The organism is Sphingobium sp. TomTYG46, from assembly GCF_055396345.1.
Window position 1 is genome coordinate 298,343 of sequence record NZ_AP027325.1, and the last position, 13,118, is coordinate 311,460.

The following is a 13,118-nucleotide window of genomic DNA, read 5'->3' on the forward strand; positions in this document are numbered from 1 at the left end:
GGTGGTTTTCCGTGACCCGGAGCGCAGCGTACTCAAAGTACGTGAGCACCGGAAGCGCGGAGAACCGCCATTTGCAGGCCGCCAGAACTGAATGTCGATCGGCCCTAGGCCGCTTCCCACTGAAATATCCCATACCGCATCGCCCCTGTACGTAAGGCGAGGATAAGCCGCGGAAGGCTTAATATGAAATCGCGGCTCATCGTAGCGCGGCCAAGCGCAAGCCGACGAATGTCCCGGTCGCTCAAGACGCTCTTCGTCAGACGGCCAAGGCAGATCGACCAGGTACGGCGCACCTCCCGGCTGATGTCCCGATAGTCCATCAGGCGAAATCCAGCATTCGAGGCCAACGTCAGATAATCTTCCCGGCTTCCCATGCTGGGCAACCTGCCCTCCTTGCATATCGGCAGCAGCAAATGCCGCACCTCCCAAGCGGACGCTCCTGCCCCCTCCAGCCAGGCGCACACGACCAGACGGCCGCCCGGCCGCAATATGCGTCTTGCCTCGGTGAAGAAGCGCTGCTTATCCGTCATATGCTCGGAACTTTCGATCGCATAAGCGCGGTCGAACGACGCCGTTTCCAGGCCATTGTCCAACCAGTCCTGCACCAGACAGGTAAAGCGCGGCGAACGCTCTTGCGCAATTGCGTGCTGGGCCGCCGATAGCGTCAAGCCGACGATCGACACGTCATGGCGTGTCAGGATACCGGCCGCCGTCGCCCCATATCCGCAACCTATGTCGCAAATACGGTGCCCCGCTTCTATGCCAAGCCTTTGCTCCACCGCAGCCACCAACTCGGCAGCGGCCTGCTCAGGCGTTTCGGTCCCGGTGCGCCAATATCCATGATGGACATGATCACCCCAAATGCGACGATAGGCGAGGTCAAGCTCATCATAATGAAGCGCGACGCTGCGGGACGTTGGCGCATGGTCGGGAACAATCATGCGGTTCAGGGCACCGGCCGATCCGCATGCGTCGCGGTCAGGAAAGACGGATACAGCATCGTGACGGAAGCCGCAGCGATGATGACGAGCGCAGCGATCAACGCGGTGCCACTACTCAACCGCCCCCGATTACGCGCATAAAGCACCAAGCCGAGCAGGGCCGCAGCGATCAGGATGATGATGGCAGTAAGTCCGGTTAGCGACATCGATCAAACTCCTGAAATGAGGAAGATCGGTCCCTCGTGCAGGGATCGCGAAGATTGCAATTACCGATGCGGCGGTTCGTTCCGGTTGTCGTCCCCACTGGTGCTGCGGTTGCAGAGGCTGGCACCGCCACATCTGACGTTCGCAATGCCGGATCGGGAGCACGCAGGCTAGGGTCAGGACTCACTGATCAGAGCCAGAAGATGACGGTGGCAGCGAGGGCGATGGCGGAGAAGAAGGCTGTCGGGCAGCGGTCGTAGCGTGTCGCGACGCGGCGCCAGTCCTTGAGGCGGCCGAACATGATCTCGATGCGGTTACGCCTTTTGTAGCGGCGCTTGTCGTATTCGACGGCCTTGTTCCGGGATTTTCGACCAGGGATGCAGGGGGTGATGCCCTTTTCCTGCAAGGCATCGCGGAACCAGTCGGCATCATAGCCACGATCGGCGAGCAGCCATCTTGCTTTGGGAAGCTCATCGAGCAGGGCAGCGGCACCGATGTAATCGCTGACCTGACCGGCCGTCATGAAGAAGCGGATCGGGCGACCGTTGGCATCTGTTACAGCATGAAGCTTTGTGTTCATGCCGCCTTTCGTGCGCCCGATCAGGCGCCCCGCGCCCCCTTTTTTACCCGCAGGCTTGATGCCGTGCGGTGCGCCTTGAGATAGGTCGCGTCGATCATCACCGTCTTGCGTTCGTAAGCCTGCGGCGCAGCCAGCCCTTCCATCATCCCAAGGAAGACACCCTTATCGCTCCACCGCTTCCAGCGGTTGTAGAGCGTCTTGTGCGGCCCATAATCCTTCGGCGCATCCCGCCAGCGTAACCCGTTGCGGTTCACGAAAATGATCCCGCTCAACACCCGGCGATCATCCACCCGAGCCTTGCCGTGGCTCTTCGGGAAATACGGCTCCAGCCGCGCCATCTGTTCGTTCGTCAGCCAGTACAGGTTGCTCAAATCCAGTCTCCTCACGGAGCCTGAATCAGATCGCCACGCTCTGATCAATGGGTCCTGACCCTAGTATAAGCTATGAGCACCGCCAGAGCCAGACCCGCAGCAACGATCGCCCACAACCATCGCTTGGCATTTCGCCGCTGCCGCCGCTCTTCATCCTTGCGCATCAGCCAGCCTCTCTCTGCGCTTTACCTAATCGAACGGCGGTTGAACCAGTTCCGGCAGATAAGGACGACTATTATGAATGACCGCAATGCACATCTCGCGATTGCATGTGCGCTCAGGCAAGTCAGTGGCTCGATCCGGTCGAAGCCCCCTTGCGTTCCCCCCGCGATAGGCAGAACATCGCTCCGTCAGAAGGACCGTCTTCGCCACGAAAGACGGGATGAGGAGAGCAAGGATGAGCGGCACGCAATCGCGCTCCATTGCGCTGATCGGCCCCGCCGGAGCGGGTAAAACAAGCCTCGCGGAAGCAATCATGCACATCAGCGGGGCTGTTTCGCGACAGGGATCGGTCGAAGCTGGCACCAGCGTCGGCGATGCAAGTCCGGAAGCGCGAGAGCGGGGAAGCTCCACCGAACTCAATCTCATGCAGTTCGAATGGATGGGGGATCATTTCTCCATCGTCGATATTCCGGGCTCGCCCAGCTTTGCCGATGACGCGGCCATCGCTCTCAATGCTGTCGATCTGGCCATCGTCGTCATCGATCCTGACCCGGCCCGTGCCCCTCTGGCAGAGCCCACACTGCGCAAGCTCGAACGGGCGGGCGTTCCACATGCCCTGTTCGTCAACAAGATCGAGCAGGCGCGAGGCAGCATCCAGGACCTGCTTACGGCCCTCGCTCCCATGAGCGCCGCCGCGCTCGTCGCTCGACAAATCCCGATCCGGTCGGGTGATCGGATCGACGGCTTCGTCGATCTCGCGCTGGAAAGAGCCTATCATTATGAGTCAGGCAAGCAATCGCAGCAGATCGCGCTCGCCGAAGAGTTGAAGGCTGACGAAAGCCAGGCGCGCTTTCATATGCTGGAACAACTGGCCGATCATGACGACGTCCTGCTTGAACAGCTTCTGTCGGATGAACAGCCAAGCCTTCAAACGATCTTCGCCGATCTCGCACAGGAAACCGCGAGCGGCCTCATCGTGCCGGTGCTGTTCGGTTCCGCCGCCAACGGCTTTGGTATCCGCCGCCTGCTCAAGATGCTGCGGCATGACACACCTGCCCCCGCAAAGACGGCTGATCGGCTAGGCATCAGCGGAGCGGCGGCACAGGTGCTGAAGATTTCCCATGCGGCAACGGTAGGCCGCCTGGCGATCGCGCGGCTGTTCGGTGGCAGTTTGCAGGACGGCGCCGATCTCCAGGACAATAGCGGACAATCCCTGCGCGCGGGCGGGATATTTTCGCTTCAGGGTCTTGCCACGACCAAGATCGCCACCGCCGAACCCGGCGCGATCGTCGGCATTGCCAAGATCGACACGGTAAAGGCAGGTGACCTGATCGGCATCGCGGCCAAACCCGGCGGCAACGGGCTGCTCGCTCACCGACCGGCAACCAATTGCGCAGTAGCGATCGCCGCGAAGGATCATAAGGACGAGGTGCGCCTGTCCACCGCCCTCAATCGATTGGCTGAGGAAGATCATGCCCTTCATTGGAGCCAGGACGAAGCATCGCGAGAAACTCTCCTTCACGGCGTGAGTGACGAGCATCTGCACGTCGCGCTGGCCCGCCTGAAGCGCCGCTATGGCGTGGCCGTGTCTGTGCAGCCGCCGACAATCGCCTACAGGGAATCGATCCGCAAAACGGTGACGCAACGTGGGCGGCACAAAAAACAGTCCGGTGGCCATGGCCAGTTCGGCGATGTCGTGCTGGAAGTGCGCCCACTGGAACGGGGAGAGGGCCTTCGCTTCGAGGAACGGATCACGGGCGGCGCGATACCCAAGCAGTGGATTCCTGCGGTCGAAAAGGGCGTACATGACGCCCAGGCAAAAGGCCCTCTCGGCTTTCCCGTGGTCGATGTCGCAGCGACATTGGTCGACGGCTCCTTTCACAGCGTGGATAGCTCCGAACTCGCTTTCCGCACCGCCGGACGGATAGCGATGAGCGACGCGCTGGCCGCTGCGTCCCCCTATCTGCTGGAGCCGGTCGCGCATGTAACGATCATGACGCCCGGCACCGCATCATCCCGCATCACCTCCGCCGTGGCCTCCCGCCGTGGCCAGATGCTGCGGATGACAAGCCGCGAAGGCTGGTCGGCCTGGGACGTGATAGAGGTCCTGCTGCCGGAAGCGGGTCTGCAAGGGCTGGAGGCGGAAATCCGCTCGATGAGCCAGGGCATGGCTCATTTCGAAGCGCATTTCGATCATCTCGCGGAAGTTGCGCCAAAACTCGCCAGCAGCATCGTCCAGCGGGTCAAGGAGCCCGCCTGATCACGCAGGCAGATGCTGCCGCGCCCAACTGACAATCGCTGCCATCGGCATGGCGCCCGCATTGCGGGCAATTTCCCGCCCCTTGTGCACAATGACCAGCGAGGGAATGCTCCGGATCGCATAGCGGGCGGCAAGATCGGCTTCCGCTTCGGTATCAATCTTCCCCAGCCGGGCGTGTGGCTCCAACTGCGCGGCAGCGGCCTCGAAGGCTGGCGCCATCTGGCGACAGGGACCACACCAGCTCGCCCAGAAATCGATGATGAGCGGAACGTCGCTGCTCGCTGCATGCTGCGAAAAATTGGCGCTTGTCAACGTCACCGGCCGACCCTGAAACAAGGCCTGCTTGCACCGCCCGCAACCCCCCTCCCCCAACCGTTCCTTCGGCACACGGTTCAACGTGGCGCAGGCCGGGCAACTGATCACAAGGGGTCCGTCCATGCTACAATGGCCTTCTGTTTAGGCCGCCAGCCCGCGCGATCGAAGCAAGGCATCGACTTCTGGCGCACGTCCGGCGAAAGCCCGAAAATTCTCGGCTGCGGAACGGCTGGCGCCCGCCGCCAATATCTCGCGGCGGAAGGCGGTGGCGCCTCCTCCCGGCAGATCGGCATGAGAGAATATTTCGAAAGCGTCTGCGGAAAGAAGTTCAGCCCACAGATAGGAATAATAGCCCGCCGCATATCCGCCCGCAAAAATATGGCTGAACGCATGGGCGAAGCGGTTCCATTCAGGCGGATGGACGACAGCCACCGCCGCCCGCACCTGTTCCAGCGTCTGCAATACCCGCGCGCCCTGCGCCGGATCATAGTCGCGATGCAGCAGCAGGTCGAAGGTCGCAAATTCGATCTGGCGCAGCAACGCCAGCCCCGCCTGAAACTGCCGCGCGGCAAGCAGCCGGTCAAATAGAGGTTCAGGCAACGGCTCACCTGTGTCCACATGGCCGGACAGGCCGATCAGCGTGTCCTTTTCCCAGGCGAAATTCTCCATGAACTGGCTGGGCAGCTCGACTGCATCCCATTCGACGCCGGAAATGCCGCCGACCGACGGCAGATCGACCTCCGTCAGCAGATGGTGCAGTACATGGCCGAATTCATGGAACAGCGTCACCACATCATTATGCGTCACTAACGAGGGGCGATCACCGGCAGGCGGCGCGAAGTTGGTGGTCAGATAGGCAATCGGCCGGTGAAACGCATCGGCATCCCGGAACCGCGCCCGGCACACATCCATCCATGCCCCGCCACGCTTACCCGCCCGAGCAAACAGGTCGAGATAGACCCCCGCGACAACCTCGCCGCTCGCATCCAGCACGTCGTAGAAAAGGACATCGGGATGCCAGGTGGAAACAGCTTCCCGTTCGATCAGGCGCACATCGAAAAGCCGCTCGATCAGCTTCTGCGTACCCGCCAGCACCCGGGGTAAGGGGAAATAGGCTTTCAGCGCTTCCTGATCGACCCCATGCAACGTCCGCCGCATCGCCTCGGCGACGTATGACAGGTCCCACGGATAAAGTTCGTTCAAACCAAAATGCTCAGCGGAAAAAGCGCGCGCCTCTTCCAGTTCCTTCTCGCCGACCGGGCGAGCGCGCTTGGCGAGGTCGGCCAGAAAGACCAGCGCCTCGTCCGCATCCGCCGCCATCTTGGTTTCAAGCGAGTGCGCGGCGGAATCGTTGAAGCCCAATATCTGCGCCGCTTCATGCCGCAGCGCCATGATCTGGTCGATCCGCTCGCTATTGTCATGGCTGCGGTCATCCGACTGATCGGACGCGCGCGTATTGTGGGCGCGATAAACCCGCTCCCGCAGCGCCCGATCGTTGGCGTGGAGCAGGATCGCCAGCACACTCGGCTGGCGCAGAGTGATCAACCAACCCGACAGGCCTTTTTCCTGGGCATAGGCGGCAAGAATGGCCTTGTCGCTTTCTGGAACCCCGGCGAGAGCCGCCTCGTCGGTCACATGCTCACTCCACGCTTCCGTCGCGTCCAGCACGGCATTGCCAAAGCGGGTGCTAAGGTCGCTCAACGCCACGCCAATGTCGAGGAAACGCTGGCGGGCGTCACCCTCCAAGGCTACGCCCGCCAAGCGGAAGGCACGCAGCGCCAATTCGACGGCCCGCTTCTGCGCAGGACGCAAATCGGCAAAGTCGGGCCGGTCGGCCACGCGCGCGACTGCATCGTGATGCGCCCGGTTCTGCCCGGCTTCCATCAGGTAAGCCGTCATCAAAGCCTGTGCCGAAGCATGGGCTTCCCGCAATTCCGGCGTGTCGGCTACCCCCGCAAGATGGCCAATGGGCGACCATGTGCGCGACAGGAGAAAGTCCGCCCGCTCCGCCGCCAATATAACGCTGCCGAAGTCATCGGCTTGCCCAGCCGTAATCTGCTCGATCGCGGCGCGGTGCTGGTCAATCGCTACCTCTATGGCGGGAACCACATGGGCTGCCTCGATGGCGGCGAAATCGGGCAGGTCGGTATCGGCAAGGAGGGGGTTGAGCGAAGTCATGGCTACTCTTGGCTGGGGCAGCCCAAACGGGCTAGGGAAGCCCCTTAATTGGGCCATGACACCCCGCTCTTCAAGCTCCCTGTCGCTACCTCGTCCGCACAATCTTAGCGAGCATCCACCCCGTTGATCGCCAGGCAGTCACGACAAGAGCCGCCGTCCCGCTGCGGATAGCCGATCTGCCACTGGCGCATAGAGTGGAGAATGGTTGGCGGGCGGCGTGATCCCCTCTGCCTTTTATTCCGCCACCTCCTCCGGCGTATCGCTGCCGATGATCAGATAGGCCGACGGAGTACCGAGCGCCCCCACTCCGAAAAATCTTCGCTTCCAGAAAAGCCGGGCGCACTGGCAGGAATGGAAACCACGCCCTGCCCAAGAGCTGTCCTAAAAGCAGGGGCGATCCGCGCGACCAGCGTTGGATCATTAAAGGTGCCCTTCGGTGCTTCCTGATCTGCCCATGCAGCGTCCGGCACCTCGCCTCCGCGACGTAGAGACACCATGGAACGGGCGGATAGCTTATGAACTGACGGCGCGGCCATGTCCCGCGCCGCCTTTTCTTTTACTTGGCCAACAATTCCACAACCTCGATCAGATGCCCCTCGGGATCGGTCACGAAGGCGACCTTCACACCATGAGCTTCCCTCACTTCAATCGGCTCCACAACGTTGCCGCCAGCCTTTTGGACCCGCTCGACAAATGCCTCAAGGTCGCTCGTCTGAAATCCCAGGATGACCTCATCCTGTGCAGGAGCATCCCGGTCCAGAAACTTGAACAAAACGAAGGTGGCGCCGCCTTCGCCCGTAGCATTGAACAGGATTTCATCGATCTGCCGATCGCCGATCGTATCCTGAATCCGCGCCATTTCAGCGAGGCCCGCAACATCCTTGTAGAAGGCGGCGGTGCCTTCCAGGTCTTGCACCACAAGCTTTGTAAAACCAAAATGCGAGGTCATTCATCCTACTCCTGATTATATGGAAAGGGCCAGGGGATAACCTCCCCTGGCCCTCTGAAACGCTATCCTTACGACAGGATCGACATCAGAACCGGAAAGTTCCGGTCAGGCCGAATTCGCGCGGATTGGTCACGTTCACGACGCGATAACCGGACTCATAGGGGATACCAGCAGCCGTATTGATCTGGGCGGTGCCCAGGCTGGCGTTGGTGATCCGCTTCTGGTTCAGCAGATTCTTCGCGAAAGCGGTCAGCTCGAACCGATCGTCTTCCGTGCGGAAACCTGCAAACAGGTTCAGCAGGGTACGCGAACGATAGTCATAATCGACCTGGTCTGCATAGAAGCCCGGACGATAGTTCACGAGCGCCCGTACAAACGGCGTAAACTCACCCATCGGGAAACGGATTTCCGTATTCGCGGTGAGGGTGAAGTCCGGAGTCTGGGACAGACGACCGTTGGTTACGCAATAGCTGACATTGCCCGGGCCAGTTACAGCCGGTGCGCCGTTCTGATTGGGAACGCCAGTGCCTGCATAGTCATTGCAAGGTACGCGAGCATCTTTGAAACGGGCACGAACATAGGATGCGCTAATGCCCAAGTTCCAATTATCGTTGATGCGACCATCGATGGAAGCTTCCACGCCCTTGATCTTGGCATCGCCATTATAATTGAAGTCGAAGCCGCCGTTGGTCGGTTCCCCAGGGGCGATCGCCGGTCCATTGACACTGCAGGCCCCGTTCAATTCCGGGCAGTTATACTGGATGCCCGTGAACCGGCTCAGATAATTTTCCAGCGTCTGGTAAAACGCCGATACTGTGAAATTCACCCGGTTGTCGAACAGCTTGCCCTTCAAACCGGCTTCGAAAGAATCGGTCTTTTCGGGTTGTGTACGGATCAGGTCCCGGCTCACCCCGGCGGGAACAGCGACCCCCGTGCTACCGGCCCGATAGGAGTGGCCATAGGCCAGATACACGTTGAGGCGCGGATTGAACTCATAGGAAATCGTCAGGCCGCCCGTCAGAGGCTTGTTCGTAAACCGCTGCAGATCAGCAGGAACGCCTTCCTCAAATCGTTCAAAAGGAGGAATTGGAGGATTAGATAGAGCATAACCCGGAGAAGTCAGGAAGATGTCCGTCGTTTGCACATTCTTGATAATGGAATAGCGCAAACCGCCTTCGATCGAGAAGCCGTTGGAACGATAGCGCAAATTGCCGTTGAACGACCATGTCTGCGCATTCACCGGAGTGAACACCTCTGTATCGATCGGCAGATACACGCCAAATGCGACAGGAAGCGGAGCAAAGAACTGGTCTGCTCGCTGATTGGTCACAACGGTGCCAGTCTGCTTCGTGTAGAACGCACCTACACCCCAGCCGAAACCTTCCTTGTTGTTGGACGCCAGGCGCAGTTCCGCCGAGTCCACCTTGTAGGGCGTGTCAATGCTAGACGCTTGCACATAATTGGGGATCGCGTTGCCGGTGTCGAGGTCGCGTTCGGCCTTCAGCCTGCTGTACTGGTGAGCGCCTGCGAAGGACAAGGTGGCCGGACCAAGATCATAATCGAAGGCCAGATTAACGATATGGCTCTCATTCTGGTTGCGGAACCGGCCGTCCGACACCGCAGCGTAATCCGACTCAGAAAGAGCCGGCCCCGACTGGTTAAAGCCGTCCGGCACGTTGCCAGCACCGACAACCTGCTGAAGCTGGCTATTGTCCGCAAACAGATACTGGTAGCTCAGATAGGCAGTGAAGTCGCTGCTCGGCCGCCAGCCCAGCGTTACGCGCGCGCTTTCGGTGCGGCTGCGTGAGCGTTCACCCGTCGTGATGTTGCGGACGTTGTTCAGGCGGTTGCCATCGACCAGGCCAGCGACGCGGATCGCAAGCGTGTCGTTGAAAGGCAGGGAAACGCCAGCCTGCACATTGTAGCCATCGCGCGAGGTGGCGGTCGCCTGCGCATAGCCCTCGATTTCGTCGAAGTTCGGGCGGCGGGTCGCGATGGTGATGGAACCGGCCGGCGACGACAGACCGCGCAGCAAGCCTTGCGGACCCCGCAGCACTTCAATCTGCTGAATGTCATAGAGAGCGGTATAGACGGTCTGCGCGTCTGTCGGGATTTCGTTGTAATAGACCTGAACCGCCGGGCTGGTGCCCTGATCGGGATCGAAGGTCACGCCACGCAGGGTGGTTGTGTTGTTGCGGCCCGAGGTGTTGGTCAGTTCAAGACCAGGGGCAAGCTGCTGCACGTCCTTCGCGTCGAAAATGTTGAACTTCTGGAGCTGTTCGCCGGTCGCGACGTTGACGGCCATCGGCACCGACTGAAGCGAACGCGATTCACGAGTCGCTGTTACGACGATTTCGTTAGTGGCGTTGTCGTCATTACTGACACTTTCCTGCGCCCAAGCAGCAACAGGGACAATCAGCGCCGCACCGCACAACAACGCAGAAATTCCGTTAACCTTCTTCATGACATCCTTTCCGAATAGCCCAGATTTGGCCCGAGCGATGTGGAGCCCGCTAACGGCCACAGGGCTTCATCGCAATCCGGAGACTCATCGCCTCGCAAATTTTCGCACGCAACCGTGTTTTATGAGCAACACATGACCAATTCATTCGTAGGGAATGCGCACATGACATCCGCATACATATGAATGGATATTCATCTGATCGCATTATTCGTTGATCGACGGGGAATTGGATATCGATGTCCCGATCGCTGCTCAAACTACATTCTTGTTATTGGAACGCTAAAGTGCGATTAACGTCGCATAATTTGGGGAACGCATCATGACCGACAGCCGCAAGACAATTTTCCTGACCGGGGCCACCGGCAATATGGGCCGCGAGACGGTTAAGCGCATTGCGGAAAAGGCGGACACGCTGCGCCTGCGAATATTGGTAAGGCCAGAGGAAAAGTCGCACCCCGTCGTAAAGGACGTCCAGCGCCGTGGCCTGGCTGAAGTCATTTGGGGCGACCTCACCGACACCGCCTCGATCTGTAAGGGGGTCGAGGGCGCCGATGTCGTGCTTCATGTCGGCGCTCTGGTGTCACCACTTGCGGACCGCCTTCCGGCCGAGCTTGTGACCCGCGTCAACGTCGGTGGCGCGCAGAATATCGTCGATGCGATCCACGCGGCGGGCGACCCCAAGCAGACACGGCTCATCTATATCGGCACCATCGCCGAAACCGGCAGCCGCAATGCACCTGTGCATTGGGGGCGGACGGGCGACCCGATCAAGATCAGCGCCTATGATCATTATGCCGTCACAAAGACACAAGCCGAAGCGATCGTCGCACAGAGTGGCATCACCCATTGGGCATCGGTGCGCCAAAGCGGGATGGCGCATTTCGAAATGTGGAAGATTTTCGATCCGATCATGTTTCACAATCCGCTCAATGGCGTGTTCGAATGGTCTACCGCCAATGACAGCGGCCGCTTGATGGCGGCACTGTGCGGCGACGATGTGCCGGATGCATTCTGGCGCAGTTTCTACAATCTGGGCGGCGGCGCGTCATCGCGCGTGGTGAATCATGAGTTCATGGAGAAATCCATGCCCAACTACCGCAAGGTGCTGAAACCCCACTGGTTCGCCACCCGCAATTTCCACGGCCAGTGGTATGCTGACTCCGACCGGCTCGAAGCCTTGGTGCCCTTCCGTGAACAATCGCTCGATGAGTATTTCCGCGAAGCCCCACGGCATATGCCGTGGATTGGACGCATGGTGCCCAAGCTGATGCCGGGTGTCGTTTCAAAACAGATTGAAAAGCTGTCCAATGGGCCGGACGGCAGCCTCAACTGGTTCGCCACCAATGATGAAGCCAAGATCCGCGCCTATTTCGGATCACGCGCGGCATGGGAAGCCATTCCCCGCAATTGGGACGACTTCCACTACGCCCAGCCTTCGCGGGAACCGACCTTGCTCGATCATGGTTATGACGAAAGCCGTTCACCGGAAGATTGGCGGATCGATGACCTGAAGGCAGCGGCGGAATATCGCGGCGGCCAATATCTTGGCAACTCTTTCGATGGCCCGGACGTACCCGTGGAATGGCAGTCCGCTGTAGGCCATCGCTTCACGATGACGCCACGCCTATACCTCCAGGGCGGTCATTGGTGCCCCGTCACCATGATCGATACCACCGCCTATGAAGCGGAAGCGGCGCGCAATCCCTTCTTCGCGCAGGTATGGGGCGACGCCGCTGGTTAAGCGGGACAAGGTATAGGGAGAGGTGGAATGAAAACGACGCTCGTTTGCCTGGCTGCCGCATGGATTCTAGGGACCACGACGGCGGCTGCGCAGCTGCCCGCCCCGTCGGAATTGCAACAGGCAATCCCTCTTGGCACGGGCCCCGTGCCCGGCGGCAACGGCCCTGAAATCTGGTTCGGTAAGTCCGGCAACATGAGCGTCCGCAATACCAGCGAAGCCGCCTTGCTGCCCGTCCTCCCCGACCCGGCAAAAGCGACCGGCACCGCCATGGTCATTGCGCCGGGCGGCGGCTTCATGACGCTTTCCTGGGATCATGAGGGGATGGAGGTCGCTCGCCTGTTAGCCGATCGGGGCATCGCCGCCTTCGTGCTCAAATACCGGCTGGACCCGACCCCGCGCGACTGGCCAGCTTTCGGAAAGATGATGCAGGGCAGAATGACCGACTGGGTCGGCAAGCCCGGTGAAGGCCTGCGCATCGTCACGCCCCCTTATGCGATCGCCGATGGGATCGCGGCGCTAAAGCTCGTCCGGGCGCGTGCGGCGCAATGGCATGTCGATCCGGCCAAGGTCGGCATGATCGGCTTTTCTGCTGGAGCGCGAACGACGATCCGCGTGACCATCGACGCGCCGATCGCCGACCGTCCCGCCTTCTCCGCCATGCTCTATCCGCCGATGGAAAAGGTGGACGTGCCCACCGACGCGCCTCCAGCCTTCGTGGCGATGGCGACCGACGACCCGCTGTCAGGACGCGCGGGCTATGCGCTCATCGAAAGCTGGATCGCTGCTCGCCGCCCAATCGAGTTTCACGCCTATCAACGTGGCGGTCATGGTTTCGGCCTGGGTTTTAAGGGCACGACGACGCAGGGTTGGACCGATGCGTTGTTCCGCTGGATCGACCTCAACGGCTTCGGGGCAAAGGAAGCCCCGAAGCGCTGAGCCCGATGCCCCGTCCT

General features: G+C 60.5%; 10 protein-coding genes. 3 read left to right on the forward strand and 7 right to left on the reverse strand.

Features of this window, described 5'->3' with window-relative positions:
• Positions 1–104: 104 nt before the first annotated feature.
• From ACZ5YV_RS14665 to ACZ5YV_RS14675, 3 genes are all read right to left on the reverse strand, one after another.
• A complete protein-coding gene (locus tag ACZ5YV_RS14665) occupies positions 105–941 on the reverse strand; it encodes an SAM-dependent methyltransferase (protein WP_464789808.1) in 837 nt (278 codons plus the stop codon).
• Between the two features lie 5 nt (positions 942–946).
• Complete coding sequence (locus tag ACZ5YV_RS14670; protein WP_464789809.1) at positions 947–1,147, reverse strand: hypothetical protein; 201 nt, start codon at positions 1,145–1,147, stop codon at positions 947–949.
• Positions 1,148–1,335: 188 nt separating this feature from the next.
• Positions 1,336–2,096 (reverse strand): IS5 family transposase gene (locus ACZ5YV_RS14675; protein WP_464789810.1). Its coding sequence is split into 2 segments (ribosomal slippage): positions 1,336–1,772 and positions 1,772–2,096, totalling 762 coding nucleotides; the frame shifts between segments, so codons are not numbered across the junction.
• Positions 2,097–2,493: 397 nt separating this feature from the next.
• Between ACZ5YV_RS14675 and ACZ5YV_RS14680 the strand changes: the two genes are divergently transcribed.
• Complete coding sequence (locus ACZ5YV_RS14680) at positions 2,494–4,518, forward strand: elongation factor G (protein WP_464789811.1); 2,025 nt, start codon at positions 2,494–2,496, stop codon at positions 4,516–4,518.
• Here the strand turns inward: ACZ5YV_RS14680 and trxC are convergent, their stop codons facing one another.
• The 4 genes from trxC to ACZ5YV_RS14700 form a co-directional block, all read right to left on the reverse strand.
• On the reverse strand, positions 4,519–4,956 hold the full coding sequence (gene trxC / locus ACZ5YV_RS14685) for a thioredoxin TrxC (RefSeq protein WP_464789812.1): 438 nt from the start codon (positions 4,954–4,956) through the stop codon (positions 4,519–4,521).
• A gap of 18 nt (positions 4,957–4,974) precedes the next feature.
• Positions 4,975–7,011: a M3 family metallopeptidase gene (locus tag ACZ5YV_RS14690; protein ID WP_464789813.1), complete on the reverse strand. Its 2,037-nt coding sequence runs from the start codon at positions 7,009–7,011 to the stop codon at positions 4,975–4,977.
• A gap of 556 nt (positions 7,012–7,567) precedes the next feature.
• On the reverse strand, positions 7,568–7,960 hold the full coding sequence (locus tag ACZ5YV_RS14695) for a VOC family protein (RefSeq protein ID WP_464789814.1): 393 nt from the start codon (positions 7,958–7,960) through the stop codon (positions 7,568–7,570).
• 85 nt (positions 7,961–8,045) lie between these two features.
• Entirely contained in the window at positions 8,046–10,424 is a 2,379-nt protein-coding gene (locus tag ACZ5YV_RS14700) for a TonB-dependent receptor (protein ID WP_464789815.1), read from the reverse strand.
• Between the two features lie 319 nt (positions 10,425–10,743).
• On the opposite strand from ACZ5YV_RS14700, the gene ACZ5YV_RS14705 reads away from it, so the two are divergent.
• Positions 10,744–12,165 (forward strand): NAD-dependent epimerase/dehydratase family protein, encoded by a 1,422-nt coding sequence (locus ACZ5YV_RS14705; RefSeq protein WP_464789816.1) that lies wholly within the window; start codon positions 10,744–10,746, stop codon positions 12,163–12,165.
• A 27-nt stretch (positions 12,166–12,192) separates the two neighbouring features.
• The gene (locus tag ACZ5YV_RS14710; protein ID WP_464789817.1) at positions 12,193–13,101 is read left to right on the forward strand and encodes an alpha/beta hydrolase; all 909 of its coding nucleotides are present in this window, start codon (positions 12,193–12,195) and stop codon (positions 13,099–13,101) included.
• Positions 13,102–13,118 lie beyond the last annotated feature (17 nt).

Coding starts and splice junctions, on each gene's coding strand:
- ACZ5YV_RS14665 (WP_464789808.1), bottom strand. CDS start 941: ATGATTGTTCCCGACCATGCGCCAACGTCCCGCAGCGTCGCGCTTCAT.
- ACZ5YV_RS14670 (WP_464789809.1), bottom strand. CDS start 1,147: ATGTCGCTAACCGGACTTACTGCCATCATCATCCTGATCGCTGCGGCC.
- ACZ5YV_RS14680 (WP_464789811.1), top strand. CDS start 2,494: ATGAGCGGCACGCAATCGCGCTCCATTGCGCTGATCGGCCCCGCCGGA.
- trxC (WP_464789812.1), bottom strand. CDS start 4,956: ATGGACGGACCCCTTGTGATCAGTTGCCCGGCCTGCGCCACGTTGAAC.
- ACZ5YV_RS14690 (WP_464789813.1), bottom strand. CDS start 7,011: ATGACTTCGCTCAACCCCCTCCTTGCCGATACCGACCTGCCCGATTTC.
- ACZ5YV_RS14695 (WP_464789814.1), bottom strand. CDS start 7,960: ATGACCTCGCATTTTGGTTTTACAAAGCTTGTGGTGCAAGACCTGGAA.
- ACZ5YV_RS14700 (WP_464789815.1), bottom strand. CDS start 10,424: ATGAAGAAGGTTAACGGAATTTCTGCGTTGTTGTGCGGTGCGGCGCTG.
- ACZ5YV_RS14705 (WP_464789816.1), top strand. CDS start 10,744: ATGACCGACAGCCGCAAGACAATTTTCCTGACCGGGGCCACCGGCAAT.
- ACZ5YV_RS14710 (WP_464789817.1), top strand. CDS start 12,193: ATGAAAACGACGCTCGTTTGCCTGGCTGCCGCATGGATTCTAGGGACC.